The sequence below is a fragment of the Bacillus inaquosorum genome (genome assembly GCF_023238325.1).
GTDB classification, from domain to species: Bacteria; Bacillota; Bacilli; order Bacillales; family Bacillaceae; genus Bacillus; species Bacillus inaquosorum.
Genome location: NZ_CP096592.1, coordinates 2,501,721 through 2,528,714, shown reverse-complemented (window position 1 = coordinate 2,528,714; position 26,994 = coordinate 2,501,721). Strand labels below are relative to the sequence as shown.

The 26,994-nt window shown below is 44.1% G+C and carries 34 protein-coding genes and 1 riboswitch; of the genes, 27 read left to right on the top strand and 7 right to left on the bottom strand.

Features of this window, described 5'->3' with window-relative positions; genetic code table 11:
* Nucleotides 1-34: 34 nt before the first annotated feature.
* The 3 genes from tapA (at nucleotide 35) to tasA (ending at nucleotide 2,204) form a co-directional block, all read left to right on the top strand.
* Entirely contained in the window at nucleotides 35-799 is a 765-nt protein-coding gene (tapA, locus tag M1M80_RS12625; RefSeq protein WP_060399014.1) for an amyloid fiber anchoring/assembly protein TapA, read from the top strand.
* Nucleotides 783-1,355, top strand: coding sequence for a signal peptidase I SipW (gene sipW, locus M1M80_RS12620; protein ID WP_080429111.1), 573 nt, complete (start codon nucleotides 783-785; stop codon nucleotides 1,353-1,355). Before tapA ends, sipW begins: the two co-directional genes overlap by 17 nt.
* Nucleotides 1,356-1,418: 63 nt before the next feature.
* Entirely contained in the window at nucleotides 1,419-2,204 is a 786-nt protein-coding gene (gene tasA, locus M1M80_RS12615) for a biofilm matrix protein TasA (protein WP_003236939.1), read from the top strand.
* 94 nt (nucleotides 2,205-2,298) lie between these two features.
* Here the strand turns inward: tasA and sinR are convergent, their stop codons facing one another.
* The 4 genes from sinR to M1M80_RS12595 form a co-directional block, all read right to left on the bottom strand.
* Complete coding sequence (gene sinR / locus M1M80_RS12610; protein WP_003226345.1) at nucleotides 2,299-2,634, bottom strand: transcriptional regulator SinR; 336 nt, start codon at nucleotides 2,632-2,634, stop codon at nucleotides 2,299-2,301.
* A gap of 33 nt (nucleotides 2,635-2,667) precedes the next feature.
* Nucleotides 2,668-2,841, bottom strand: a complete 174-nt coding sequence (gene sinI, locus M1M80_RS12605) for an anti-repressor SinI (RefSeq protein ID WP_003226347.1) — start codon at nucleotides 2,839-2,841, stop codon at nucleotides 2,668-2,670.
* Between the two features lie 184 nt (nucleotides 2,842-3,025).
* Nucleotides 3,026-3,820 carry a YqhG family protein gene (locus M1M80_RS12600; RefSeq protein ID WP_003236936.1) on the bottom strand — a complete coding sequence of 265 codons (795 nt, stop codon included), beginning with the start codon at nucleotides 3,818-3,820 and terminating at the stop codon, nucleotides 3,026-3,028.
* Between the two features lie 20 nt (nucleotides 3,821-3,840).
* Complete coding sequence (locus tag M1M80_RS12595; RefSeq protein ID WP_060399012.1) at nucleotides 3,841-5,514, bottom strand: DEAD/DEAH box helicase; 1,674 nt, start codon at nucleotides 5,512-5,514, stop codon at nucleotides 3,841-3,843.
* Between the two features lie 168 nt (nucleotides 5,515-5,682).
* A riboswitch (glycine riboswitch) is annotated at nucleotides 5,683-5,784 on the top strand.
* Between the two features lie 173 nt (nucleotides 5,785-5,957).
* On the opposite strand from M1M80_RS12595, the gene gcvT reads away from it, so the two are divergent.
* The 3 genes from gcvT to gcvPB are packed head-to-tail and all read left to right on the top strand — an operon-like array spanning nucleotide 5,958 to nucleotide 9,881.
* Nucleotides 5,958-7,046: a glycine cleavage system aminomethyltransferase GcvT gene (gcvT, locus tag M1M80_RS12590; RefSeq protein WP_060399011.1), complete on the top strand. Its 1,089-nt coding sequence runs from the start codon at nucleotides 5,958-5,960 to the stop codon at nucleotides 7,044-7,046.
* 29 nt (nucleotides 7,047-7,075) lie between these two features.
* Entirely contained in the window at nucleotides 7,076-8,422 is a 1,347-nt protein-coding gene (gene gcvPA / locus M1M80_RS12585; RefSeq protein WP_060399010.1) for an aminomethyl-transferring glycine dehydrogenase subunit GcvPA, read from the top strand.
* On the top strand, nucleotides 8,415-9,881 hold the full coding sequence (gene gcvPB, locus M1M80_RS12580; RefSeq protein ID WP_060399009.1) for an aminomethyl-transferring glycine dehydrogenase subunit GcvPB: 1,467 nt from the start codon (nucleotides 8,415-8,417) through the stop codon (nucleotides 9,879-9,881). The genes gcvPA and gcvPB overlap by 8 nt, the downstream gene beginning before the upstream one ends.
* 36 nt (nucleotides 9,882-9,917) lie before the next feature.
* On the opposite strand, the gene M1M80_RS12575 is transcribed toward gcvPB, so the two are convergent.
* Nucleotides 9,918-10,295: a rhodanese-like domain-containing protein gene (locus M1M80_RS12575; protein ID WP_003236926.1), complete on the bottom strand. Its 378-nt coding sequence runs from the start codon at nucleotides 10,293-10,295 to the stop codon at nucleotides 9,918-9,920.
* Nucleotides 10,296-10,485: 190 nt separating this feature from the next.
* Between M1M80_RS12575 and lipM the strand changes: the two genes are divergently transcribed.
* The 3 genes from lipM (at nucleotide 10,486) to M1M80_RS12560 (ending at nucleotide 12,850) form a co-directional block, all read left to right on the top strand.
* A complete protein-coding gene (lipM, locus tag M1M80_RS12570; RefSeq protein WP_060399008.1) occupies nucleotides 10,486-11,322 on the top strand; it encodes an octanoyltransferase LipM in 837 nt (278 codons plus the stop codon).
* 99 nt (nucleotides 11,323-11,421) lie between these two features.
* Entirely contained in the window at nucleotides 11,422-11,850 is a 429-nt protein-coding gene (gene mntR, locus M1M80_RS12565) for a transcriptional regulator MntR (RefSeq protein WP_003236923.1), read from the top strand.
* 124 nt (nucleotides 11,851-11,974) lie between these two features.
* Entirely contained in the window at nucleotides 11,975-12,850 is an 876-nt protein-coding gene (locus M1M80_RS12560; protein WP_003236918.1) for a patatin-like phospholipase family protein, read from the top strand.
* Here M1M80_RS12560 and M1M80_RS12555 read toward each other — a convergent pair.
* Both M1M80_RS12555 and M1M80_RS12550 read right to left on the bottom strand, forming a co-directional pair.
* Nucleotides 12,847-13,242, bottom strand: a complete 396-nt coding sequence (locus tag M1M80_RS12555; RefSeq protein ID WP_003226367.1) for an SA1362 family protein — start codon at nucleotides 13,240-13,242, stop codon at nucleotides 12,847-12,849. The two genes, M1M80_RS12560 and M1M80_RS12555, sit on opposite strands and share 4 nt — an antisense overlap.
* A 39-nt stretch (nucleotides 13,243-13,281) precedes the next feature.
* Nucleotides 13,282-14,238: a DUF1385 domain-containing protein gene (locus tag M1M80_RS12550; protein ID WP_060399007.1), complete on the bottom strand. Its 957-nt coding sequence runs from the start codon at nucleotides 14,236-14,238 to the stop codon at nucleotides 13,282-13,284.
* 225 nt (nucleotides 14,239-14,463) lie between these two features.
* Here M1M80_RS12550 and M1M80_RS12545 point away from each other — a divergent pair, with 225 nt between their 5' ends.
* The 18 genes from M1M80_RS12545 (at nucleotide 14,464) to folD (ending at nucleotide 26,893) form a co-directional block, all read left to right on the top strand.
* Nucleotides 14,464-15,000 (top strand): YqhR family membrane protein, encoded by a 537-nt coding sequence (locus tag M1M80_RS12545; RefSeq protein ID WP_003236914.1) that lies wholly within the window; start codon nucleotides 14,464-14,466, stop codon nucleotides 14,998-15,000.
* A gap of 87 nt (nucleotides 15,001-15,087) precedes the next feature.
* Nucleotides 15,088-15,528 (top strand): type II 3-dehydroquinate dehydratase, encoded by a 441-nt coding sequence (gene aroQ / locus M1M80_RS12540; RefSeq protein ID WP_019258874.1) that lies wholly within the window; start codon nucleotides 15,088-15,090, stop codon nucleotides 15,526-15,528.
* A gap of 2 nt (nucleotides 15,529-15,530) precedes the next feature.
* A complete protein-coding gene (gene papA / locus M1M80_RS12535; RefSeq protein WP_019258873.1) occupies nucleotides 15,531-16,592 on the top strand; it encodes an aminopeptidase PapA in 1,062 nt (353 codons plus the stop codon).
* Nucleotides 16,593-16,616: 24 nt separating this feature from the next.
* Nucleotides 16,617-17,174 carry an elongation factor P gene (efp, locus tag M1M80_RS12530; RefSeq protein WP_003236907.1) on the top strand — a complete coding sequence of 186 codons (558 nt, stop codon included), beginning with the start codon at nucleotides 16,617-16,619 and terminating at the stop codon, nucleotides 17,172-17,174.
* A gap of 142 nt (nucleotides 17,175-17,316) precedes the next feature.
* Nucleotides 17,317-17,598: a YqhV family protein gene (locus M1M80_RS12525; protein WP_003226379.1), complete on the top strand. Its 282-nt coding sequence runs from the start codon at nucleotides 17,317-17,319 to the stop codon at nucleotides 17,596-17,598.
* Between the two features lie 75 nt (nucleotides 17,599-17,673).
* Nucleotides 17,674-18,597, top strand: a complete 924-nt coding sequence (gene spoIIIAA, locus M1M80_RS12520) for a stage III sporulation protein AA (RefSeq protein ID WP_060399006.1) — start codon at nucleotides 17,674-17,676, stop codon at nucleotides 18,595-18,597.
* Nucleotides 18,591-19,106, top strand: a complete 516-nt coding sequence (spoIIIAB, locus tag M1M80_RS12515) for a stage III sporulation protein SpoIIIAB (protein ID WP_003236904.1) — start codon at nucleotides 18,591-18,593, stop codon at nucleotides 19,104-19,106. The genes spoIIIAA and spoIIIAB overlap by 7 nt, the downstream gene beginning before the upstream one ends.
* 22 nt (nucleotides 19,107-19,128) lie before the next feature.
* Nucleotides 19,129-19,335, top strand: a complete 207-nt coding sequence (gene spoIIIAC / locus M1M80_RS12510) for a stage III sporulation protein AC (protein WP_003153142.1) — start codon at nucleotides 19,129-19,131, stop codon at nucleotides 19,333-19,335.
* Between the two features lie 6 nt (nucleotides 19,336-19,341).
* A complete protein-coding gene (spoIIIAD, locus tag M1M80_RS12505) occupies nucleotides 19,342-19,743 on the top strand; it encodes a stage III sporulation protein AD (protein WP_003230228.1) in 402 nt (133 codons plus the stop codon).
* Nucleotides 19,744-19,761: 18 nt separating this feature from the next.
* On the top strand, nucleotides 19,762-20,961 hold the full coding sequence (spoIIIAE, locus tag M1M80_RS12500; protein ID WP_060399005.1) for a stage III sporulation protein AE: 1,200 nt from the start codon (nucleotides 19,762-19,764) through the stop codon (nucleotides 20,959-20,961).
* Between the two features lie 13 nt (nucleotides 20,962-20,974).
* Complete coding sequence (gene spoIIIAF, locus M1M80_RS12495; protein WP_003236901.1) at nucleotides 20,975-21,595, top strand: stage III sporulation protein AF; 621 nt, start codon at nucleotides 20,975-20,977, stop codon at nucleotides 21,593-21,595.
* Nucleotides 21,588-22,277 (top strand): stage III sporulation protein AG, encoded by a 690-nt coding sequence (gene spoIIIAG / locus M1M80_RS12490; protein WP_060399004.1) that lies wholly within the window; start codon nucleotides 21,588-21,590, stop codon nucleotides 22,275-22,277. Before spoIIIAF ends, spoIIIAG begins: the two co-directional genes overlap by 8 nt.
* Entirely contained in the window at nucleotides 22,278-22,940 is a 663-nt protein-coding gene (gene spoIIIAH, locus M1M80_RS12485) for a stage III sporulation ratchet engulfment protein SpoIIIAH (RefSeq protein WP_060399003.1), read from the top strand.
* A 155-nt stretch (nucleotides 22,941-23,095) separates the two neighbouring features.
* A complete protein-coding gene (gene accB, locus M1M80_RS12480; RefSeq protein ID WP_003236898.1) occupies nucleotides 23,096-23,578 on the top strand; it encodes an acetyl-CoA carboxylase biotin carboxyl carrier protein in 483 nt (160 codons plus the stop codon).
* 11 nt (nucleotides 23,579-23,589) lie between these two features.
* Nucleotides 23,590-24,942, top strand: coding sequence for an acetyl-CoA carboxylase biotin carboxylase subunit (gene accC / locus M1M80_RS12475; RefSeq protein WP_003236897.1), 1,353 nt, complete (start codon nucleotides 23,590-23,592; stop codon nucleotides 24,940-24,942).
* Between the two features lie 20 nt (nucleotides 24,943-24,962).
* Nucleotides 24,963-25,370 (top strand): fatty acid biosynthesis protein YqhY, encoded by a 408-nt coding sequence (yqhY, locus tag M1M80_RS12470; protein WP_003236896.1) that lies wholly within the window; start codon nucleotides 24,963-24,965, stop codon nucleotides 25,368-25,370.
* A gap of 264 nt (nucleotides 25,371-25,634) precedes the next feature.
* Entirely contained in the window at nucleotides 25,635-26,030 is a 396-nt protein-coding gene (nusB, locus tag M1M80_RS12465) for a transcription antitermination factor NusB (protein ID WP_003236895.1), read from the top strand.
* Between the two features lie 11 nt (nucleotides 26,031-26,041).
* Nucleotides 26,042-26,893 carry a bifunctional methylenetetrahydrofolate dehydrogenase/methenyltetrahydrofolate cyclohydrolase FolD gene (folD, locus tag M1M80_RS12460; protein WP_060399002.1) on the top strand — a complete coding sequence of 284 codons (852 nt, stop codon included), beginning with the start codon at nucleotides 26,042-26,044 and terminating at the stop codon, nucleotides 26,891-26,893.
* The last annotated feature ends 101 nt before the right edge of the window (nucleotides 26,894-26,994 follow it).

The following is a 26,994-nucleotide window of genomic DNA, read 5'->3' as shown; positions in this document are numbered from 1 at the left end:
ATATCAAGTTACAGTGTTTTACAGGAGGTAAGATATGTTTCGATTGTTCCGCAATCAGCAAAAGGCGAAGACGAATCTGAAAGTTCTGCTTCTTATTTTTCAGCTTTCAGTCATTTTCAGTCTGACTTTCGCGATATGCTTACAATTTTCCGATGATACAAGCGCTGCTTTTCATGATATTGAAACATTGGATGTTTCGCTTCAAGCGTGTACAGATTTTCAGCATACAGATAAAAACTGCCATTATGATAAACGATGGGATCAAAGTGATTTGCACTTATCAGATCAAACGGATACGAAAGGCACTGTATGCTCCCCTGTCGCTTTATTTGCTGAGCTCGAAAATACAGGCGAGAAACTTAAAAAATCAAAGTGGAAGTGGGAGCTTCATAAGCTGAAAAATGCCCGCAAACCATTAAAGGATGGGAATGTGATCGAAAAAGGATTTGTTTCCAATCAAATCGGCGATTCACTTTATAAAATTGAGACGAAGAAAAAAATGAAACCCGGCATTTATGCATTTAAAGTATACAAACCGGCTGGCTATCCGGCAGAAGGCAGTACATTTGAGTGGTCGGAGCCTATGACGCTTGCAAAGTGCGATGAAAAACCGACAGTTCCGAAAAAAGAAACAAAGCCAGCCTTCAAAAAGGAGAAGGAAAACTCACAAAAGGATATACAAGAAAAATCAAATAACGAAGATGCAACTCAAGAAGCTGTAACAAAAGAAAAAGAAACTCAATCAGTTCAGAAGGAAAGCGGGGAAGAGGATGAAAAAAGCAATGAGGCTGATCAGTAATATTCTCTACGTGATCATCTTTACTCTCATTATTGTGCTGACGCTTGTCGTGATATCAACACGTTCATCCGGGGGAGAGCCGGCAGTGTTTGGATACACGCTGAAATCAGTTCTGTCAGGTTCAATGGAGCCGGAGTTCAACACAGGTTCCTTAATATTGGTCAAAGAAATTACTGATGTGAAAGAGCTCCAAAAGGGTGACGTCATTACATTTATGCAGGATGCAAATACGGCGGTGACCCACAGAATTATTGACATGACGAAGCAAGGAGACCATTTGTTATTTAAAACAAAAGGGGACAATAACGCCGCAGCTGATTCAGCGCTCGTATCGGACGAAAATGTCCGCGCGCAATATACAGGTTTTCAGCTTCCGTATGCCGGCTACATACTTCATTTTGCCAGTCAGCCGATCGGAACTGCTGTTTTACTGATTGTTCCCGGCGTGATGCTGCTGGTGTACGCTTTTGTGACGATCACAAGCGCCATTAGAGAAATAGAAAGAAAGACAAAAGCTTTGGAAACAGATACAAAGGACAATACTATGTCCACTTAACATCAGTTGTAAACCTGGCAACAGGTTTCGATATAATATCATTCAATAAAAGGGGAGTTTGCCATGGGTATGAAAAAGAAATTGAGTTTAGGAGTCGCTTCTGCGGCACTAGGATTAGCTTTAGTTGGAGGAGGAACATGGGCAGCATTTAACGACATTAAATCAACGGATGCTACTTTTGCATCAGGTACGCTTGATTTATCAGCTAAAGAAAATTCAGCAAGTGTCAACCTGTCAAATCTAAAGCCGGGAGACAAATTGACGAAAGATTTCCATTTTGAAAATAACGGCTCACTTGCAATCAAAGAGGTATTAATGGCGCTGAATTACGGAGAATTTAAAGCAAACGGTGGCAGCAATACATCTCCAGAAGATTTTCTCAGCCAGTTTGAAGTGACGTTATTGACAGTCGGAAAAGAGGGCGGCAATGGTTACCCGAAAAACATTATTTTAGATGATGCCAACCTCAAAGACTTGTATTTGATGTCCTCAAAGAATGATGCAGCGGCTGCTGAAAAAATTAAAAAACAAATTGACCCTAAATTCTTAAACGCAAGCGGCAAAGTCAATGTAGCAACAATTGACGGTAAAACCGCTCCTGAATATGATGGTGTTCCAAAAACACCGACTGATTTCGACCAGGTTCAAATGGAAATCCAATTTAAAGACGACAAAACAAAAGATGAAAACGGGCTAATGGTTCAAAATAAATACCAAGGCAACTCCATTCAGCTTCAGTTCTCGTTTGAAGCAACACAATGGAATGGTTTGACAATCAAAAAGGAACACACTGATAAAGACGGTTACGTGAAAGAAAATGAAAAAGCGCACAGTGAGGATAAAAATTAATAGCAGCAATAAAAAAGAGATGGCCCGGTATATCATATACTGGGCCATCTCTACGTTTATTAACAAAAGAGGAGTAAGTGCCTCTGCTCAGGCACTACTCCTCTTTTTGGGATTTTCTCCATTTTTGATAATCTAAAAATTCACGAAATTGTTTTTTCGATACCCCGGATGTCATTGCATCGCGAACCAATTTCTCCCATTCACTATCTAATTGACCATCGTATTCGGTTTCATGTTTCTCATCGAGCAAAGTATGAACCGAGACGTCCAGAACAGCGGAGACTTTTTCGAGAAATTGAATGGAGGGGTTCGTTTGTAGATTTCGTTCTATTGAGCTTAAATAAGACTTCGCTACCCCAGCTTTTTCAGCTAGTTCTGATAGTGAGTAGCCTTTTTCTTTACGGTATTGTTTAATACGCTGGCCAATCAATGTCATCACCTTCCTTGTGATATTATAGCACATTCAGAAAGGATTTACGGTATGACTTCTGGCTGCCGGACCAGGATGAGCAGACTTTTTGTTTAAAAGTAAATATTTTCGTATTTCTTCCGGGCTGATATTTGCCTCTTTGGCTTTCATCATTAATTCAACCCATTCTTGATCTAATTCGAAGTGCTCTTGTTTTGCATTTTTCATGCAGTTTCTCCTCCTAAAATACTTGTTTATGTATTTCAGCCAGTCCGGCCATGACTCATTGTATGCCTTCATTGGTCTCTGGAAGTCATTTGTCATTGAAATTGCCAGAATTTTTTTCCAATATATCTTTATTATAGTCGCATTTTTTCAAAAAAAACGAGAACGATGTCGAATGGTAAAAAAGTTAGCTTGAAATATTATTTTGCAGATAAAATAATCCGCCATTTTCAATTTCAACTGATATCTTTGGTTGATACAAGGCTTTCAGGGCCTGTTTTTCTAGATAATACTCTTCTGGTTTTTCTTCTGTATGCTCATAAAATTTGTCAAGCAATTCCATATCTTTTTTCCACCTGTTTACAGCCTGTTCTGCCCAGTCTGACGGCTCCTGCATGGCAGATTTAGCAATATAGTTTTCCATGCGCTTGAGGCCGCTTTCTGGTTTGATCATAGGCGATATGGTGAAGCAATAGTCACATATTTGAGACGTCAGCGAAAGCTGTGTCAGCTTGCTTTGAAAATCTTCAATCATGGTTCCAGAGACTAGGTGAAGACCTAGTGACAATAGCTTGTCCTTTTTCATGTCGGACTGGTATGAAATCGTGATATTTATACCAAGCCAAGGCTGGAGTGGGACTTTAGCTCCGGCTGATTCAATTTTCTCATACATTCTGGTAAATCTCCCATTTTGTTTAACAGCTTTAAATATTTGAAAAAGGCGGGGCGCTCCAAAATAAATAAATTCGCCGTCTAGGTCTTTTGGAGCAGTCTCCTTATCTGTAATAAAAGTGATTTTCATCGGATTCGGATCACCGCCTGTCTTCTCGCGCCAGTGCCAGTAGAAAGGGCGGTTCATGATCTGTTTGTCCATTTCAACTGTAAGCTGCACAGTCATATAGCCGGAACCTTGATCGACGATTTGGCAGCTGTTTGCCTGGAAAAAACGAAGCAGAAAATCGTGAACCTCTTGCTGTCTCACTTGTAAAACCTCCTTACAGGCTAAGATCCTCTTTTTTCAGCAGGCTGCTGTTTTTTATAAGACAAAAATGAGGTTAAATTATCCATTTTTATTTTCATTTCTTCTTCTGTAGCTGAATGGTACAAAATGTCGTGCAGGTGCTCTTCAAAATTGTTCACTTGAATTTTCGTTAAAATGTCATCAAGTTCGCCGACCACTTTTTCAAACAAATGAATTTTTTCATATAGCAGCTTTAAAATATGCTCTTCTACAGTATGTTTCGTCGCCATGTTGTATATGTGCACGTCACGCTCCTGCCCGAGCCTGTGAATTCTTCCGATTCTTTGCTCGAGACGCATCGGATTCCATGGCAGGTCATAGTTGATCATGTGATTGCAAAATTGCAGGTTAATCCCTTCACCGCCTGCTTCAGTTGCAATCAGGACTTGGACCTTTCCGCGGAAAAGATCCTTCATCCAGTCTTTTTTCCCGCGTTTAAATCCGCCTCTGAACGGCACAGAACTGATGCCGTTTTGCTGAAGAAACCATTGCAGGTAAATCTGGGTTGCCCGGTATTCTGTAAAAATGATGACCTTATCGTCTATCTTTTTGATCAGATCAACGACCTGAAGTGCTTTGGAGTTTTGTGTCACTTGGTTGATGCGATCTATTAAAACCGAAATGGTGTGCTCATCAATGGCCGGTGCTTGTTTCTCTTTTTGATCTAGCATCTTTTTCAGCGTCATATACACCGCTTCTCTGCTCGAACAGCACTCTCTTTGCAAAGTCATAATCGAGAACATGCTGGCCGGCTTGTTGATGCCTTCCTTCAGGCGGGAAATTTCATCATAAAGCGCCTGCTCAGATGGAGAAAATTCAATCGGCACTGTTTCAACATAGCGCTGTTTCCAATTCAGCCCTGTGTCATGCCGCCTGTTACGGATCATGACTTTATTCACAAGATCTTTTAAATGCTCGTGCGCTTCTAAACTGGATTTCTTCTTAGCGAACTCTTCCTGAAAGTGATTTTGACTGCCTAAATGGCCAGGCTTTAATAATGACACCAAATTGAAAATTTCTTCGATACGGTTTTGAATTGGCGTCGCGGTAAGAAGCAGGCAATATTTTTTTACGAGATTCCGGACAAATTCATAGTTCTTCGTTTTGCTATTTTTTAGTTTATGTGCCTCATCAATAATGACGAGATCATATGGGATTGACAGCACAATTTCACGGTGGGGCGAGCGCTTCGCGGTGTCGATTGATGAGACGACAATATCGTATTGCTCCCACACGTAGCTTTTCTTTTGTTCAACAGCCGGGATCAAAAATTTTTCCTGTAGCTCTTTGACCCACTGTGACACAAGGGAAGCAGGCACAAGGATTAAAATTTTTTTGGCTAAACCGCGAATCATATATTCTTTTAGAATCAGCCCGGCTTCAACCGTTTTCCCGAGACCCACCTCATCTGCTAAAATCGCTTTCCCGTTCATTTTTTCAACCACTTTTTGCGCTACCTCAAGCTGGTGAGGGAGCGGCGTAAAGGAAGGCAGATATAAAGGGGCCCGTAAGCCTTCAAATTCAGGAATTGCTAATGTGTTCTGGATTTCTGTAGATAGCTTGTACAGTTCCCAGTTCGCCCATGGGCCATCATTTTTCAGCCTTTCAGCGAATTCTTCCGGCCATTTTGCATCGTAGATCATTTCTGCGTTCATTGCTTTGAAACCGCCCTTCTTATTCTTCGATTCTTAAAATGAACAATATAAGAAAAATCTGCCCAAATTGCTGTTGCCCAGCATATAGTGATGGTGGTAGGATATGAGTATGTATTTGATGTAAGATATTGCTATAGTATGTCCATAACAGCATGAAAATATGAGCGAATGACAGCAAGGGGAGAGACCTGACCGAGAACCTCGGGATACAGGCGCCGAAGGAGCAAACTGCGGAGTGAATCTCTCAGGCAAAAGAACTCTTGCTCGACGCAACTCTGGAGAGTGTTTGCGCGGATGCCGCAAGCCACCAAAGGGGACGTCTTTGCGTATGCAAAGTAAACTTTCAGGTGCCAGGACAGAGAACCTTCATTTTACATGAGGTGTTTCTCTGTCCTTTTTTGTATAATTTTTTAGCTGCGCCGTTGAAAAAGGGGAGGAATTTGATGCTGAAAAGAACGCCGTTATTTGACCTGTATAAGGAATATGGAGGAAAAACGATTGATTTCGGAGGCTGGGAGCTTCCTGTTCAATTCTCTTCTATAAAAAACGAACACGAGGCTGTTCGAACTGCAGCCGGGCTCTTTGATGTATCCCATATGGGAGAAATCGAAGTGTCAGGAAGCGACAGTCTGTCTTTTTTGCAAAGGCTGATGACAAATGATGTTTCCGCGTTGACACCAGGCCGTGCGCAATATACAGCGATGTGCTATCCGGATGGCGGAACCGTCGATGATTTGCTTGTCTATCAAAAAGGAGAGAACCGCTATCTGCTAGTCATTAATGCTTCTAATATAGATAAAGACCTGGCTTGGATGAAAGAACATGCGACAGGTGATGTGCAGATTGACAATCAGTCAGATCAAATTGCGCTCCTGGCTGTGCAGGGGCCGAAAGCAGAAGCAATCTTAAAAAAACTGGCAGCTTCAGATGTGTCTGCAATAAAGCCGTTTGCGTTTATTGATGAAGCTGATATCAGCGGCTGCAGAGCACTCATTTCGCGCACCGGCTATACGGGTGAAGACGGATTTGAAATTTACTGCCGTGCCCATGATGCCGTGTATTTGTGGAAGCAAATTATTGATGCGGGTGAGGAATACGGACTGATTCCATGCGGTCTTGGCGCACGTGATACGCTCCGGTTTGAAGCGAAACTCCCGCTCTACGGACAGGAGCTGACCCGGGATATTACACCGATTGAAGCAGGTATTGGCTTTGCCGTAAAACACAAAAAAGAGTCTGACTTTTTCGGTAAGTCTGTATTGAGTGAACAGAAAGAAAACGGAGCGAAGCGAAAGCTTGTCGGTCTCGAAATGATCGAAAAAGGGATACCGCGGCACGGATATGAAGTATTCCAACATGGCAAGTCCGTCGGAAAGGTCACAACCGGCACGCAGTCACCGACATTAGGGAAAAACGTCGGCCTTGCCCTAGTTGCTGCGGAAGCGAGTGAAATCGGGACTGTTGTAGAGGTGGAGATTCGCAAAAAATTAGTGAAAGCAAAGGTTGTCAAAACACCATTTTATAAACGCTAATATTTTTTCTTGGGGAGAGGAGTCAACACATGAAGCACCGTTATTTGCCCGCAACAGAAAAGGATAAACAGGAAATGCTTGCCGCTATCGGCGTAAGCGGCATCGATGAATTATTTGCTGATATACCGGAAAACGTCAGATATCAAAAAGAGTATCAAATCAAAAAAGCGAAATCAGAAACGGAATTAACAAGAGAACTGGCAAAGCTGGCCTCTAAAAATCGTGATACCGTACAACACGCGTCTTTCTTAGGAGCGGGTGTATATGACCACTATCAGCCTGTTATTGTGGATCATGTCATTTCGCGCTCTGAGTTTTATACGGCGTATACGCCTTATCAGCCGGAAATTTCACAAGGGGAGCTACAGGCCATTTTCGAATTCCAAACGATGATCTGTGAACTGACAGGAATGGATATCGCCAACTCCTCTATGTATGATGGCGGAACAGCCTTGGCGGAAGCGGCCATGCTTGCTTCCGGCCACACGAAAAAGAAAAAAATCGTTGTGTCAAAAACCGTGCATCCTGAATCGAGAGAAGTGCTGAAAACGTACGCAAAAGGTCAGTATATTGAAGTCGTTGAAGTCCCCGCTAAAGATGGAGTTACTGATATTGATGCTTTGCGCCAAACCGTTTGCGAGGACACGGCTGCAGTGATCGTTCAGTACCCTAATTTTTTTGGCCGGGTTGAGCCGTTAAAGGATATTGAGCCTATCGCTCATCAAGGGAAATCCATGTTTATTGTGTCAGCCAATCCGCTTGCGCTAGGTCTTCTCACTCCGCCGGGCAAGTTTCAGGCTGATATCGTCGTTGGTGATGCACAGCCTTTCGGCATTCCTTCCGCATACGGCGGCCCGCACTGCGGCTTTTTTGCAGTCAACAAAAAATTAATGAGAAAAGTGCCGGGCCGTCTCGTCGGACAAACGGAAGACGAAAACGGAAAAAGAGGCTTTGTGCTTACTTTGCAAGCCAGGGAACAGCATATCCGCCGGGATAAAGCGACATCAAATATATGCTCGAACCAAGCTTTAAATGCGCTGGCAGCTTCTGTCGCCATGACAGCTCTCGGGAAAAACGGCGTAAAAGAAATCGCCCGTCAAAATCTCCTAAAAGCCAACTATGCCAAGCAAGAAGGAAAAAAAGCGGGCCTCACCGTCATGTTTGATGGACCGATGTTTAATGAATTTGTCATCAAACTGGATGAACCGGTAAAAGCAGTAAATCGGCGTTTGCTGGCAAAAGGCATCATCGGCGGATATGATCTTGGGCTGACGTATCCGGAGCTGGACTGTCATATGCTGATTGCTGTAACGGAGCTGAGAACAAAAGAAGAAATTGACGCACTCATTCAGGAATTGGGGGATCGCCATGAGTAATCAGGATCAGGCACTTATTTTTGAGCTTTCCAGAGAAGGCCGTATCGGCTACAGTCTGCCGGAGCTCGATGTACCGGAAATCGAATTGGAGAACCTCTTGTCAGACACCTATATTCGTGACGAGGATGCAGAGCTGCCAGAGGTGTCCGAGCTGGATATCATGCGCCATTATACAGCGCTGTCTAAACGTAATCACGGAGTGGATTCCGGCTTTTACCCGCTCGGTTCTTGCACAATGAAATACAATCCGAAAATAAATGAAAAAATTGCGCGAATTCCCGGTTTTGCTGCGATTCATCCTCTTCAGGATGAAGACACGGTTCAAGGCGCTTTAGAGCTTTTATATGATTTAAGCAAGCACCTTGAGGAAATTACGGGAATGGATGAGGTTACTCTTCAGCCCGCTGCCGGGGCGCATGGCGAGTGGACGGGGCTGATGATGATCCGGGCCTATCATGAAGCGCGAGGGGATTTCAAGCGAACGAAGGTCATTGTACCTGATTCCGCGCACGGGACGAACCCTGCTTCAGCGACAGTAGCAGGCTTTGAAACAGTAACGGTGAAATCGAATGAAAAGGGGCTTGTCGATCTGGAGGATTTAAAAAGAGCAGTGAATGAAGAAACGGCGGCTCTTATGCTGACGAATCCGAACACGCTCGGCTTGTTTGAGGAACAGATTACCGAGATGGCGGAAATTGTTCACCAAGCGGGGGGGAAACTGTACTATGACGGCGCTAATTTAAATGCCGTTTTAAGCAAAGCACGACCGGGAGATATGGGTTTTGACGTGGTGCACCTCAACTTGCATAAAACATTCACTGGCCCTCATGGCGGCGGAGGCCCCGGATCAGGCCCTGTCGGCGTAAAAAAAGATCTGATTCCTTATTTGCCAAAACCAGTTTTAATCCAAAAAGAAGGACGCTTTACGTTTGATTATGACCGCCCTCATGCGATCGGCCGCGTGAAGCCGTATTACGGCAACTTCGGCATCAATGTCAGAGCGTATACGTATATCCGCTCTATGGGGCCTGACGGGTTAAAGGCTGTTACTGAGAACGCAGTGTTAAACGCCAACTATATGATGAGAAAGCTCGCGCCTTATTACGATCTTCCGTTTGACCGTCATTGCAAGCATGAATTTGTATTGTCAGGGAAGCGCCAGAAAAAGCTGGGAGTGCGTACGCTTGATATAGCAAAACGGCTGCTCGATTTCGGATATCATCCGCCTACGATTTATTTCCCGCTTAATGTTGAAGAATGCATAATGATCGAGCCGACAGAGACGGAATCCAAGGAAACACTGGATGCGTTTATCGACGCTATGATTCAAATCGCAAAGGAAGCGGAGGAGAATCCGGAGCTCGTCCAAGAGGCGCCGCATACGACGATTGTAAAAAGAATGGATGAAACAAAAGCGGCGAGACACCCGGTGCTCAGGTACGAGGCGGAAGAGAGGTAAAAAAACAGCTGTCTATACGACAGCTGTTTTTCTTTATTACTTCGCTTTAATCTTTCCGCCCCATTTTTTAAAGCCGCCCTTTAGGTTGTAAATCTCAGTGCAGCCGTTTTTGCGCAGAGTTTGTGCCGCGCGTCCGCTGCGGACACTGTTTTGGCAGTACAGATAGACAGGCTTGTCCGGACGGATTTCATTTTTTCTCTGTTTCAGCTGGGAAAGTGGGATGTTGCGGGCGCCTAAAATATGTCCGCCCTCAAACTCATTCGGTTCACGAACGTCAATGAGCTGCGCTTTTCGGTAACCTGCGCGGAACTCTTCTTCCGTAAGTGTTTTCATAATTCGCTGCTGATAGACATATGAAGCAATCATATAGACGAGAAACGCAGCAAAAATAATTAAGACGATCATATTAGACAATGTGATTCTACTCCTTTAGCATATAAAATCAAAACCCTGCTTCATAAAACAAGGCCATAGAGCCGTTTTCGACAAATACTATTATAGTAAAGCATGGCGCGATTGTCATCCATAATGGAACTAAAATATTTTTCATTTTCCCTGCAGTTTGATAAACTGATTCTATTAAAACGGTAAGGAAGGTCTCAAAATGGAAAAAGAAACTTGGCGGTTTATAGACTCAGGCAATGCAAGTCCTGCATTCAATATGGCGCTTGATGAAGCGCTTTTATATTGGCACAGCGAAAAGAAAATTCCTCCGGTTATCCGTTTTTACGGCTGGAATCCGGCGACTCTTTCTGTAGGATATTTTCAAAATATTAAAAAGGAAATCAATTTTGAAGCAGTACATAAGTATAATCTCGGATTTGTCAGACGCCCGACCGGCGGGAGAGGTGTGCTGCACGATCAGGAATTGACATACAGCGTGATTGTTTCGGAAGAGCACCCCGAAATGCCGGCGACTGTTACTGAAGCATACCGGGTCATTTCAGAAGGCATACTCCAAGGATTTAGAAATCTCGGTCTGGACGCATACTTTGCCATCCCGAGAACCGAAAAAGAAAAAGAAAGCTTAAAAAATCCGCGGTCATCCGTTTGTTTTGACGCGCCTTCGTGGTATGAGCTGGTGGTCGAGGGACGCAAGGTGGCAGGAAGTGCGCAAACGAGACAAAAAGGCGTGATTCTTCAGCATGGCTCCATTCTGCTTGATTTGGATGAGGACAAGCTGTTCGATCTGTTCTTGTATCCGAGTGAAAGAGTCAGAGAGCGGATGCAGCGCAATTTCAAAAATAAAGCGGTTGCCATTAATGAACTCACCGATAAGCGGGTGACGATGGATGAGGCCCGTAAAGCCTTTAAAGAAGGATTTGAAACTGGTCTTAACATTCATTTAAAGCCGTACGAACTAACTCAGGAAGAGCTTGATTTTGTTCATCATTTGGCAGAAACAAAATATGCTTCAGATGAATGGAATTATAAGCGGTAAAAAGGGCTTTTGGCCTGCGGAGCATCCTTGTTTTTTCAAGTTCATTAGTGTAAACTTGTAATGGTTTATAAAGTTAAGGTGCTTTTTGGGAGGGTTTCGATGACAACACCAAGTATGGAAGATTATATTGAACAGATTTATATGCTGATTGAAGAAAAAGGATATGCACGGGTTTCCGATATCGCGGAAGCATTGGCAGTCCATCCCTCCTCTGTAACGAAAATGGTTCAAAAACTAGATAAAGACGAATATTTAATTTATGAAAAATATCGCGGTCTCGTGTTAACGTCTAAAGGGAAAAAAATAGGCAAACGGCTGGTATACAGACATGAATTGCTTGAGCAGTTTTTAAGAATCATTGGTGTTGATGAAGAGAAAATATATAACGATGTCGAAGGAATCGAACATCATTTAAGTTGGAACAGCATTGATCGCATCGGGGATCTTGTTCAATATTTTGAAGAAGATGATGCTCGTAAAAAAGATCTGAAATCAATCCAAAAGAAAACAGAACATCATAATCAGTAAAAAGGCGGTCTCGAAGGAGGCCGTCTTTTTTGATGCGTCGGGCCGCGTGTCATTCGTTGGTCTATTTCTTCACGTGTTTTCTTAAAATGATAGTAAACGATCGGATCGAGGGGGAGGGAATGAGATGTATATTGACGGTGTGTTTTCCGGCGGAGGAGTAAAAGGCATTGCGCTTGCAGGCGCTTATGAAGCGCTTGAGGAAAAAGGCTTCCGCTTTAAAAGGCTTGCGGGTACAAGCGCGGGCGCAATTATTGCCGCTTTCATTGCGTCAGGTTACACCAGTAAGGAAATCCACGCTTTAATTGAAGAAGTGGATGGAGAGAAATTGCTGGACCAGCGGTACTCATTTCTCCCCTTAAAAATGCTCCAGTGGGTGTCCATCTACTGGCGTCTTGGCTTATACAAAGGCGACACGATAGAAAAATGGATTGCTGATCTGTTAAGAGCGAAGGGCATAAGGGTTTTCGGTGATTTGCAGAAAGGGTCTCTGCGCCTTATCGCTTCTGATCTGACAAACGGCACCATGATTGTTTTGCCAGACGATTTGGTCCGTTACGGGTTAAATCCCGATATGTTTCCGGTTGCCAGGGCGGTAAGAATGAGCTGCAGCATTCCGTATTTCTTTGAACCGATAAAATTAAAAACGGACACAGGCACCGCCACGGTGGTTGACGGAGGCGTGTTAAGCAATTTTCCAATATGGCTGTTTTCAAAGGAAAGAAAACGCCCTGTGATCGGTGTGACGCTTGCGCCGCGTGAAAGGGAGCGCCCGAAAAAAAATATCCGCAACGCTTTCGAACTGTTTGGCGCCCTGTTTGAAACGATGAAGGATGCCCATGACGCAAGGCATATTGCGTCACGCTATGAACAAAACATCATTTTTCTGCCGGTTGATGACGTAATGGCAACTGATTTTCAATTAACACAACAAAAAAAACTAGCCCTGATAGAGCTAGGTAAAAGACGGACAGAGTTGTTTTTAAAACAATGGACCTATTAAAAAAGCGCTCTGTTTTTCTTTTTATTTTTTTTCCCTTCTATAACAGTCAGCTGAGTCTGGCTTTTTTTCTTGAGAATCATCGGCTTAGGCTTGCTGGCGCTCGGAACGCTTCGCAGGTGGCTCACACGTCCCTTATGTCCGGCGCGATGCTTTGCTTTTTGTTCTTTCATCCGGCGCCGCGACTGTTTCGCCGCTTTTTTGAAGGCTGCTCCTTCGCTGCCCGCATTTCGATTCATTACATATTTCACAATAAAATAAATAATGATACCTGCCACGATGACGGTTACCGCCATTTTTGCCATTTCTCCGGGATTGGTTACCAGAACATAGAGGAAACCGAACGCTCCCAGCGCGATTAATACAGCAATAATAGGTTGTACACGATGATTCATAACTGTCCACCTCCGAAAGTAATAGCAGGGCAACGGATTTTAGATGACGTTGTGAGAAGGCTTCTGATTTTGTTCAGACATTTCTTCGAGTCTGAGAAGCTCGTTAAAGCTTTCGATGGCAACTTCAACCTGGTCATCCTTAGGTTCTTTTGTTGTTAACAGCTGAAGCCAGAGGCCCGGGTATCCAAGAAATTTCAGTCCGGGAATATCACGCACTTTGTTAGTCAGCTGGAGAACTTCAAAGGATATGCCGAGTACGACTGGTATCAGCGCGACACGATCTATAACACGCAGCCAAAGCGGATCTGTCGGAACGAGCAAATAGACAAACATGCCGACAATAATCGTAAATAATATAAAGCTTGATCCGCAGCGGTAATGAAGCCGAGATTGGTTTTGAACATTCTGCACTGTAATTGGCAAATTCTGTTCATAACAGTTTATGACTTTATGTTCGGCTCCATGATATTGAAACACTCTTTTAATGAGCGGTGTCATGGACAAAAAATAAATGTAGCCGAGCAGCAAAATCAACTTAAACAGGCTTTCAACCGCGATTTGCTCTGTGTCCGATGAAAAAATCGGCCTTGTCAGTTCAGCTAAGAAAACAGGAACCAATGTAAATACGAATTTACTGAACAAAAATGATAAGACGCCGATTACCGCGAGGCTGAGATACATAGACAGACCGGAGGATTTTTTTTCTTCCTGCTCAAGTGTCTCGTCTTCCGATGGATCGAGCCCGTAACGTTCGCTTGAAAAATTTAAATGCTTGGTGCCGTTTGCGCTCGCTTCAATAATGGCCGCGATTCCTCGTAAAAACGGTATCTTTTTTACGATGTTCAGTTTCGGATTGTGTTTGCGGGGAAGCTTAAAAAAGTCAATGCTCCCATCCGTTCTTCTGATCGCCGTAACGTAATGATGCTTTCCGCCAAACATAACGCCTTCCACAACTGCCTGCCCGCCGTAAGCGGGCGGAATTTTATGTTTTGACATATTATCAACCTGCCTATTTCTTTAGGATTGCTAACTATTTCCTTTCACTCTATTGTACAGGAAACAGCGCTAAACCTCTAGATTGACAGGCTGAAAAGTTGCCATAGCCTTGCTTTTTCTTCATGCATTATACCCGTTATTTTCAAATTTTACTCGCAGCTGCCAAAAAGTGTGAGCTTTTTTATTGACATTTCATTTTTTGGGCACACTTTAACTGGAGGTGCCGTGATGACAAGCGAAAAAAATACAGAACAAAATCAAGAATCGACTGAGAAGCAAGGACCGCCTGTTCCGATGGCCGGCAGGGTGGCGGCAACAGGTTTTTGCGGCGGCGTATTATGGAGTTTTATCGCTTATATTGCGTATTTGTTTCATTTTTCTGAAGTCAGTCCGAATATGATTTTGCAGCCGTTTGTGCTTGGAGAGTGGAAAAAACATGGACTTGGAACCATAATCAGCATCATTTTGATCGGAATGATTTCAATTGGCGCAGCATTTCTATATTTTCTTCTATTGAAACGTTTAAAAACTATGTGGCCGGGTATTTTATACGGCTTGCTGCTTTGGCTACTCGTGTTTTTTGTTTTTAATCCGATTTTTCCTGATGTGCGCGCGGTGACCGAACTGAAACCAGATACAATTATTACAACCATTTGCATTTATTTGCTTTACGGGCTGTTTGTCGGTTATTCCATTTCATTTGAATACAATGAGCTGAATTCGGAAAAGCTGGCACGTGCGCTGGGAACGCATAGAGAATAGTGTATTATCCATTTCCAGTATGGTAAAATGTTCACGAGAAGTGAACATTTTTTACATGAGAAACCCTCGCGAAAAGGAGAGATTCATGTGCCTCATTTTTTGATTTTGAACGGGCCGAATGTCAATCGGCTGGGGAAGCGTGAGCCGGAGGTATTCGGCCGCCGGACACTGACTGATATCGAAACAGACCTTTTTCATTTTGCTGAAGCTTTACATATCCAGCTCACTTTCTTCCAGTCTAACCACGAAGGTGATTTGATAGATGCGATACATGAGGCTGAGGAGCAATACGACGGGATTGTTCTGAACCCTGGTGCCTTGAGCCATTACAGCTATGCGATCAGGGATGCTGTTTCAAGCATTAATCTTCCAGTGATTGAGGTGCATTTATCAAACTTATACGCCAGGGAGGAATTCAGGCATCAGTCGGTCATCGCTCCGGTTGCGAAAGGGCAGATTGTCGGTCTTGGATCTGAAGGCTACAAGCTTGCTCTCCGCTACTTAATAAGCCAGCAAGGGGGAGAATAAAGATGAAGCTAGAGAAATTAAGAAACCTGTTTGGACAGCTGGGGATTGACGGAATGCTGATTACAAGCAGCACAAATGTACGCTATATGACAGGATTTACAGGTTCAGCTGGCCTGGCTGTTATATCAGGTGACAGGGCAGCGTTTATTACGGATTTTCGTTATACAGAGCAGGCGAAGGTTCAGGTAAAGGGCTTTGAGATCATTGAGCATGGCGGCAGCTTGATTCAGACTACAGCCGACACGGTTGAAGCGTTCGGCATCAAGCGTCTCGGCTTTGAGCAGAACAGCATGACATACGGCACATACGCATCATACAGCGCGGTTATCAGTGAGGCTGAATTAGTGCCTGTGGCTGAATCCGTAGAAAAGTTGCGCTTGATTAAGTCTAGTGAAGAGATTAAGATATTAGAGGAAGCTGCGAAGATTGCAGATGATGCCTTCAAACATATCTTGACGTTTATGAAACCCGGCATTTCTGAAATAGCTGTTGCCAATGAGCTGGAGTTTTATATGAGAAGCCAGGGAGCTGATAGCTCTTCTTTTGATATGATTGTCGCCTCGGGCCTTCGGTCAAGCCTTCCGCACGGTGTGGCCAGTGACAAGCTGATTGAAAGCGGAGACCTTGTTACACTTGATTTTGGCGCTTATTATAAAGGATACTGTTCTGATATTACCCGTACGGTCGCTGTCGGTCAGCCCAGTGATCGATTGAAGGAGATTTATCAGGTCGTATTTGATGCTCAGGCACTCGGCGTCGCACATATTAAGCCGGGCATGACAGGAAAAGAGGCTGACGCCCTCACAAGGGATCACATTGCTGCAAAAGGCTACGGTGAATATTTCGGCCATTCAACCGGGCACGGGCTCGGTATGGAAGTTCATGAATCGCCGGGATTGTCCGTCAGATCTTCAGCTATCCTTGAACCGGGCATGGTGGTCACAGTGGAGCCGGGCATTTACATACCAGAAACAGGCGGTGTCCGCATAGAAGATGACATCGTGATTACAGAAAACGGCAACCGGACAATCACCCATTCCCCAAAAGAACTTATTATTTTGTGATTGGAATATAGGAGGACATTAAACATGATTTCAGTTAACGATTTCCGTACAGGATTAACAATCGAAGTAGACGGCGGCATTTGGCGCGTCGTTGACTTCCAGCACGTAAAACCTGGTAAAGGCGCGGCGTTTGTCCGCTCTAAACTCCGCAACCTTCGTACGGGCGCGATTCAGGAAAAAACTTTCCGCGCTGGTGAAAAAGTAGCAAAAGCGCAAATCGAAACAAAAACAATGCAATACCTATATGCAAACGGAGATCAGCACGTATTTATGGATACTTCTTCTTATGAGCAGCTTGAACTGGGCGAGGCTCAAATCGAAGAGGAATTAAAATACCTGCTTGAAAACATGTCTGTGCATATCATGATGTACCAAGATGAAACGCTCGGTATCGAACTTCCAAACACAGTTGAGCTGAAAGTTGTTGAGACTGAACCTGGTATTAAAGGTGATACAGCATCAGGCGGTACAAAACCTGCGAAAACTGAAACCGGCCTTGTTGTCAACGTGCCGTTCTTTGTGAATGAAGGCGACACACTTGTTGTCAATACATCAGACGGTTCTTACGTTTCAAGAGCGTAGAAAGAAATAAGAAGTCTGTTCCCGAATGGGAGCAGGCTTTTTTTTGCCCAAAAACAGAATCTTTCTTTTATACGAAAATGACAAGACTACTTCTGCAAGCTAGAGCATATCATATAAAAAAATGGGAGGTTGGGAGAGTGCTATGAAATTTTTACTTGGAAATATCAATTCTACTGTTTTAACAATGGCCGGATTGCGAGTTTTATCCTCAATGATTGAGCTGACGGCAGCGATTATCATGCTTGTGACAAATGATGTCCGGAAGGCGGTTGTGGTTAACAGCATTCTCGCTATTGTCGGTCCGCTGATATTTATCATTACCATGACTGTCGGAATCTATCAAATTGCCGGGCAGCTGTCGTATGCAAAGCTGATACTGATTTTTACGGGTGTTGTTTTGATTTTAGCGGGTGTTCATAAATAAAGAGAGGCTTGTCATAAAGTCTGCCTCACATCATACATTTTAAAGAAGCCAATCGGTAGAAAGGAGGAGGCTCTGTTGAATGAAATCGCTGAGGTTCTCCCTGAATCCATGAAAAACGCCCTTTCTGAAATACCGGAACATCAATGGCTGGAAATCGAAGAAGTCAGAATTCGGGTCAACCGCCCTGTTGAATTAATTCGAAAAGGACAACCTGTTTTTTTGTCCTATACGGGCACGGCCGAGGATGCCCATCTGATCCTTAGCCGGCTCAGCAACTATAGTATGTATACGCTCGAAGAAGAGCTGAAGAAGGGGTATGTCACGATCAGAGGCGGCCACAGAGTCGGACTGGCAGGCAGAGTCATTACGGAAAACGGAGGTGTGAAAGGCCTCCGTGACATCACATCTTTTAATATACGAATTGCCCGGCAAAAGCTGGGGATTGCGGAGCCGCTGCTTCCATACTTGTATCAAGACAGCTGGCTGAATACGCTGATTATCGGTCCGCCGCAAACCGGCAAAACAACACTTCTCCGGGATCTTGCGAGGCTCTCGAGCACCGGCAAAAATCTCATGTTGCCCGTAAAGACAGGAATCGTCGATGAGCGGTCAGAAATTGCCGGGTGCCTGCGCGGCATTCCGCAGCATCAATTTGGACAGAGGATTGACGTATTAGACGCCTGTCCAAAGGCTGAGGGTCTGATGATGATGATTCGATCGATGAGCCCTGAGGTGATCATTGTCGATGAAATCGGGCGCGTGGAAGATACAGATGCACTTCTTGAGGCCTTGCATGCCGGTGTTTCAGTAATCGTCTCGGCGCATGGCTGGAGCATATCCGACCTGATGAAGCGGCCTTCATTGAAGCGTTTGTGGGAAGAAAGAGCCTTTGACCGCTATTTGGAATTATCGAGAGCGAAGGGGCCGGGCACAGTAAGCCGGATTTATGACAAAGACGGAAATGTGCTGTCTGGGACGATGGGCGTGAAGACATGCTGAAGCTGCTGGGCGCTGTATTCATTGTGGTAGCGACAACATGGACAGGTTTTGAGATGGCGAAGATTTATACAGAACGTCCGCGGCAAATCCGCCAGCTGCGTGCGGCGCTCCAATCTCTCGAGGCAGAAATCATGTACGGCCATACACCGCTTCATACCGCTTCACAGCAGATTGCCAAGCAGCTGGCACAGCCTGTTTCGGCTCTTTTTATCACGTTTAGTGATCAGCTGGACAAGGGCAGTGATTCCGCGAAAACGGCGTGGGAGCAAAGCTTAAAGAAAGTGTGGGACAGCATGTCTTTGAAAAAAAGCGAATATGAAGTGCTAAAGCAATTTGGTGAGACGCTCGGGATTCATGATCGAATCTCACAGCAAAAGCACATCAAGCTGGCGCTGACACACTTGGAAGCCTCTGAAGCGGATGCTGAGCAGGCACAAGCAAAAAATGAAAAGATGATAAAAAGTTTGGGCTTTTTAGCGGGCTTGTTACTCATTCTTCTATTGATGTAAACGTGAGGGGAGCAAAAATAAAATGGGAGTAGACGTGAATGTCATATTTCAAATCGCCGGAGTGGGAATCGTGGTTGCTTTTTTACACACGATTTTGGATCAGATGGGCAAAAAAGAATATGCCCAGTGGGTGACGCTGTTAGGTTTTATCTATATTTTATTTATGGTCGCCACGATCGTAGATGACCTTTTTAAAAAGATAAAAGCTGTGTTTTTATTCCAAGGATAGGGGGGCTTGCAGATTGACATTGTTCAAATTGTAGGTTTAGGGCTGATCGCCACCTTCCTTTCTTTGATTGTAAAAGAACAAAAGCCGACTTTTGCGTTTTTAATCGTCGTGTTTGCCGGCTGTGCCATTTTTCTTTATTTAGTAGATCAAATCTACGACATTATTCGAATGATAGAAAAAATCGCGATTAATGCAAACGTCAACATGGTTTATGTTGAAACCATTTTAAAGATTATCGGAATCGCCTATATTGCTGAATTCGGGGCGCAGCTCACCAAGGATGCCGGTCAAGGGGCCATCGCCTCGAAAATAGAATTGGCGGGGAAAATTTTAATTCTCGTTATGGCTGTGCCTATTTTAACAGTCATTATCGAAACGATTCTCGGACTTATACCTTCTATGTCATAACCGAAAGGAGGCGGTAGATTGAAGCGTTTTCAATGGGCTTTGCTTCTGGCCCTGCTGCTCATAGCAGGCCGTGCAGAAATGGTACAAGCAGCCGGTGACGCCGAACAAACGGAAGACCATGCTGAAACGGCTGAACAATTAGCGGAAAGGACAGCGGACTCGCTTGAAACAGACAAGATCGGTGAATTTTGGAATGACATTATGACAGAGTACGGCGGACTGCTGCCGGAAAGCCAAAAAGGCAGCTTAATGGAGTTTATCAACGGCGATAAATCATTTTCACCGCAAGAATGGCTGAAAGCTCTTTTTTCTTATTTGTTTCATGAAGTGCTTGCCAACGGAAAGCTGCTGGGCACATTGATTTTGCTCACGATATTTTGCGTCATCCTGCAGCTTCTGCAAAATGCGTTTCAGCAAAGCACCGTCAGCAAAGTCGCTTACTCAATTGTGTACATGGTGTTGATTATCCTTGCGCTAAACAGTTTTCATGTGGCAATCAATTATGCGACAGAGGCCATTCAGACGATGACCAGCTTTATATTGGCGCTCATTCCGCTCCTCTTGGCGCTTTTGGCTTCCTCAGGCGGAGCTGTATCTGCAGCCTTCTTTCATCCTGTTATCCTCTTTCTGATGAATACAAGCGGTCTCTTGATTCAGAATATTGTTATGCCGCTCATTTTCTTATCAGCGATTCTGAGCATTGTCAGTACAATGACCGAACAATACAAAGTAACGCAGCTGGCCAATCTGCTTAGAAATATCGCCATCGGCGCACTGGCCGTCTTTCTCACCATCTTTCTCGGCGTCATCTCTGTTCAGGGAGCCTCAGCTGCAGTGACAGACGGCATTACGCTCAGGACGGCTAAATTTATAACCGGAAACTTTATTCCTGTGCTTGGCCGGATGTTTACAGACGCGACAGATACAGTGATCAGTGCTTCCTTATTGCTGAAAAATACAGTAGGGATTCTCGGTGTCGCTATTTTGATCTGTATTGCGGCCTTTCCGGCAATCAAAGTGCTTTCCCTCGCTTTTATTTATAAGCTGGCAGCCGCGATTCTTCAGCCGCTTGGAGGCGGGCCCGTCATTACTTGCCTCGATGTCATCAGCAAAAGCGTCATTTATATTTTTGCAGCTCTCGCCATTGTATCTCTCATGTTTTTTTTAAGCCTTACCGTCATAATCACAGCCGGAAACCTCACGATGATGATGAAATAAAGGAGGCTGGCGGATGAGTTTTTTAACTGAATGGCTGACCACCATCGTGTTGTTTATCCTATTTGCAATTGTAATTGATATGCTGCTGCCGAGCTCCAGCATGCAAAAGTACGCAAAAATGGTAGTCAGCCTGCTCTTGATTGTCGTCATGCTCACGCCGATTTTTAAGCTTTTCAACACAGACCCTGCAGTCATCTTTGAGTACCTCACAAAAAACGGGCAGTCAGAGTCTGCCGACATAAAAAATCAAATCAATTCAAAAAAAATAGAAATACAAGCTTCCCAGCGCGCATATATTTTAGAAGAAATGGCTGTCCAACTAAAAAAGAAAGCGGAGGAGAGATTCAGTCATGATGAATACAAAGTAGACAACATCAAACTCACGGCAGGAGAAAAGGTAGATTCAGAAGAGGATATTAAAACAATCAGCGTGTATATGGCCCCGTCTTCTGAAAAAACGGTCCAAACGGTCGCGCCGGTCAACATTGATACAGATCATGCATACGTAACGAAAGAAGCAGCCGAACAAAAAGAAGCCAAACAGATCCAGTCACAGCTTGCGGACATTTGGGAAATCGGAAGTGAGAAAATTACGGTTCATATGGAAGGCGGGGAGAGTGTCGGCAATGAATAAAAACGGATTATGGAATGTATTGAAAAAGCAGTTTCTTCCGGGGCAAACGAAGGACGGTGAAAAGCCGAAGCTGACCAAATATCATTACTTTCTGTTCGTTTTTGTTCTCGGAGTTTCCTTTATGCTTGTCAGCCAGCTGTTTTCTTCACCTGAGAAAACAGAAAACGCCAAAATGATAACGGCAGTACCATCACAAGATACCAAAGACAGCAAAGAGAAAACAGCCGAAGTGTTTAAAGCCTCAAAATCTGATGAACCTAAAGACTCGATCGATGATTATGAAAAAGAATACGAAAATCAGCTGAAAGAAATTCTTGAAACGATCATAGGTGTGGACGATGTCTCTGTTGTCGTGAATGTTGATGCAACGTCGCTGAAAGTATACGAAAAAAACAAATCAAACAAAAATACAACCACTGAAGAAACAGACAAAGAAGGCGGAACAAGAAGCGTTACAGACCAGACGTCAGAAGAAGAAATTGTCATGATCAAAAACGGCGATAAGGAAACGCCCGTCGTCGTCCAAACGAAAAAGCCTGATATACGCGGTGTACTCGTTGTTGCTCAAGGAGTGGACAACGTTCAAATAAAACAAACCATTATTGAAGCGGTGACACGGGTCCTGGATGTACCAAGCCACCGGGTTGCGGTTGCCCCTAAAAAAATAAAGGAGGATTCATAAATGCTTAAAAAACAAACCGTTTGGCTATTAACAATGCTCAGTCTTGTCGTGGTGTTAAGCGTCTACTATATCATGTCGCCGGAAAGTAAAAATGCCGTACAGATGCAAAGTGAAAAAAGCGCGTCTGACAGCGGAGAGGTTGCAACTGAAAAAGCGCCTGCCAAGCAAGACACGAAGGAAAAAAACGGTGCAGAAACTGAAACAGAAACGGAAAAAGAAGATGGAACAAAGGGCACGAAAGATTCATCTGGAGACAAGGAAACATCAGCTGAAGCCAGTGAAAAAGGAACTGTTGTAACAGAAACAGCTGATGATGATCTGTTTACGACGTACCGTCTTGATTTAGAAGATGCCAGAAGCAAAGAAAGAGAAGAGCTGAATGCCATTGTGTCAAGCGATGATGCAACAGCAAAGGAAAAGAGCGAAGCATATGATAAAATGACGGCTCTCAGTGAAGTAGAAGGAACAGAAAAACAGCTGGAAACCCTTATTAAAACACAAGGCTACGAAGACGCGCTCGTCAATGCTGAAGGAGATAAAATCAATATTACTGTCAAATCAGACAAACACTCCAAATCGAAGGCGACAGCCATCATAGACCTTGTGGCAAAAGAAATCAAAACAATGAAAGACGTCGCTGTCACATTTGAGCCATCCAAGTGAAAAAGAGGAAAAACACGCCCGCTTAAGCAGCGGGCTTTTTGAGTGCCAATCATATTAGAGTTGAATTCAAAAGTCCGCTCCTGTAAGATAAACATAGTATGTACTTTTAGTAGTAACCTATAAAAAAGAAATTTCATACATAGGAGTGCGATTGAATGTTAAATATTAAAGAAATCCACGAGCTGATTAAAGCAATTGACGAGTCTACAATTGACGAATTCGTATATGAAAATGAAGGTGTATCCTTAAAACTGAAAAAACATGAAGCAGGCACTGTTCAAGTGATGCAGCAGGCGCCGGCAGCACCTGTACAAGCTCAGGCTCCGCAGGCAGTTCAGCCGCAAGCGCAGCAAGCAGCGCCGGCACCTGCCCAAGAAGCACCGAAGCAAGATGAAAATCTGCATAAAATCACTTCGCCAATGGTAGGAACGTTTTATGCATCTTCATCACCGGAAGCGGGCCCTTATGTAACGGCTGGTTCAAAAGTAAATGAAAACACAGTTGTCTGCATTGTAGAAGCAATGAAGCTATTCAACGAAATCGAAGCGGAAGTAAAAGGTGAAATCGTTGAAGTATTAGTAGAAAACGGCCAGCTGGTCGAATACGGACAACCTCTATTTCTTGTGAAAGCAGAGTAAGGAGACTTAACATGATTAAAAAGCTATTGATCGCCAACCGAGGAGAAATTGCTGTCAGAATCATCAGAGCCTGCAAAGAGCTCGGAATTGAGACTGTCGCTGTTTATTCAGAAGCTGATAAAGATGCCCTTCATGTTCAAATGGCCGATGAAGCTTTTTGTATCGGACCGAAAGCATCAAAAGACAGCTACTTAAACGTTACAAATATAGTAAGTGTTGCAAAGCTGACAGGCACAGACGCTATTCATCCGGGATATGGATTTTTAGCTGAAAATGCTGATTTCGCGGAATTATGTGAAGAAGTTAACGTCACGTTTGTCGGTCCGAGCGCTGACGCCATTTCAAAAATGGGAACAAAAGATGTTGCGCGGGAAACGATGAAACAGGCCGGCGTGCCGATCGTACCGGGTTCACAAGGAATTATAGAAAATGTGGAAGAAGCGGTTTCGCTTGCTAATGAAATTGGGTATCCTGTAATTATAAAAGCCACCGCAGGCGGAGGCGGAAAAGGAATCAGGGTTGCCCGCACCGAAGAGGAATTGGTCAAAGGCATTAAGATTACACAGCAGGAAGCTGCAACAGCATTCGGAAATCCAGGTGTTTACATCGAAAAATACATAGAAGATTTTCGTCATGTTGAGATCCAAGTGCTTGCCGATAACTACGGAAATACGATCCATTTGGGCGAACGCGACTGCTCGATTCAAAGACGCCTGCAAAAGCTTTTGGAAGAAACGCCGTCTCCGGCGCTTGATTCAGAAATCAGGGAGCAGATGGGAGATGCAGCGGTTAAGGCTGCAACAGCAGTTGGCTATACAGGCGCGGGAACTGTTGAATTTATTTATGACTACAAAGAACAGCGCTACTACTTCATGGAAATGAATACGAGAATCCAGGTAGAGCACCCAGTCACAGAAATGGTAACGGGAACCGACCTGATTAAGGAACAGATCAAAGTTGCATCAGGAATGGAACTGAGCCTCAAGCAGGAAGATGTCGAATTTGAAGGCTGGGCTATCGAATGCCGAATCAACGCAGAAAACCCAAGTAAAAATTTCATGCCGTCACCTGGTGAAATTAAAATGTACCTGCCTCCTGGCGGTCTTGGTGTCCGTGTAGATTCAGCTGCGTATCCGGGCTATTCCATCCCTCCGTACTATGACAGCATGATTGCAAAAGTGATCACATATGGAAAAACGAGAGATGAAGCGATTGCCCGAATGAAGCGTGCATTGAGCGAATTCGTGATCGAAGGCATTGAGACAACAATCCCGTTCCACTTAAAACTGCTTGAACACGAAACATTTGTTAGCGGAGAGTTTAATACGAAATTTTTAGAAACATATGATGTAATGGGCTCATAATTTTTACGGAGGTGAATTGAATGAAAGACAACAGCTTGCTTAAAATGGATCAAGAAGATACGCATTTAGGTAAGGTTGAGATTGCACCGGAAGTCATTGAGGTCATTGCCGGCATAGCAGCTTCAGAAGTTGACGGTGTTGCCGAAATGCGCGGAAACTTTGCGACAGGCGTCGTCGAGCGCTTCGGTAAAGTGAATCATGGCAAAGGTGTCAAAGTCGACCTGGCGGATGACGGAATTACGATCGATGTATACTGCGTTGTTACATTCGGCGTTTCGATTCCGAAAGTTGCAGCGTCCGTTCAGGAAAACATTCGTCAAACCTTATTAAATATGACGTCTCTTTCGATTAACGAGATCAATATTCACATCGTCGGCATTCAATTTGACACAAAAGCCCAAGAAGTCCAAATCGACGAAGAAATGTAAATGGCTTAACAAAAAACCAAGGGGAGGGCGGCCCTTTGGTTTTTTTACACGTTACCCTTTATTTCAAAGCATGAAGAAAGCCGGCTCAAGGCAGCCGAGTTTCTTCATGAACGTGAAATCCGAATGATCATATCAAGGTGTGTGAAAATATTCGGTAATAGGGTAAAAAAACCTTGATTTCAATATGCGGATACGAAAAAAATATGTTATGATCTCTTTGTGGCTTAACGACAAGCGGATAAAGAGGATCAAAGGAGAAAGAAAATGAAAAGAAGAACAGCAAGAGAAAAAGCTTTGCAGGCACTATTTCAAATTGATGTCAGCGATATCGCAGTAAATGAAGCCATTGAACACGCATTGGATGAAGAAAAAACAGATCCTTTCTTTGAACAGCTTGTACACGGGGTATTGGAACACCAAGTCCAGCTGGATGAAATGATTTCCAAGCATCTGGTGAATTGGAAGCTCGATCGGATTGCCAATGTTGACCGCGCGATTTTGCGTCTGGCAGCATACGAAATGGCATATGTCGAAGACATTCCGGTGAATGTCTCCATGAACGAAGCGATTGAGCTGGCAAAACGGTTTGGTGATGACAAAGCGACAAAGTTTGTAAACGGGGTTCTTTCTAACATTAAATCTGATATTGAACAATCATAGGAGGAAAGAAAATGACTGCAACAATCATCGACGGAAAAGAAACGGCTAGAGAAAAACGCGAACAATTGGCAAAAGAGGTAGAAGAGCTTAAAAAGCAAGGCGTCACTCCTGGACTGGCGGTTATTTTGATTGGAGATGATCCTGCTTCTCACTCTTACGTGCGAGGAAAGAAAAAAGCGGCTGAAACAATGGGAATGAATTTCAAGCTCGATCAATTTGACAGCAGCCTCACAGAAGCTGAACTGCTATCCATAATCGATCAATACAATCAAGACCCTGAGTTTCACGGCATTCTCGTTCAGCTCCCGCTTCCAGAACATATTTCTGAAAAAGCGGTGATCGAACGTATCTCTCCTGATAAAGATGTAGACGGTTTTCATCCATTAAACGTAGGGAAAATGCTCCTTGGCGAAGATACGTTTCTTCCTTGTACGCCTCATGGAATTGTTGAGCTTTTGAAGAAAACCAATATCGACCTTTCCGGTAAAGAGGTTGTTGTAGTCGGCCGAAGCAATATTGTCGGCAAACCTGTCGGCCAGCTTTTATTAAATGAAAACGCGACGGTTACTTACTGTCATTCAAGAACGGAAAATATTACCGAACATACGAAAAAAGCGGACATCTTGGTGGTGGCAGTCGGCAGAGCTAACTTCATCAGTGCAGACCAGATCAAAGAGGGCGCTGTTGTCATTGACGTCGGCGTTAACCGTCTGGAAAGCGGAAAGCTTTGCGGAGACGTTGAATTTGAAGGGGCAAAGGAAAAAGCGTCCTTCATCACGCCGGTTCCTGGCGGAGTAGGTCCGATGACCATCACGATGCTTGCGCATAATACTGTTAAATCTGCGAAACGTACGTTATCATAGATAATTGGAGATATTCACAGGCGGGACGTTTTGCCCGCTGTGAATATGAGCACGATACCCGCTTCTTCAGGCTCCTAAAGCCAGGGCGGGTTTTCTTTAGT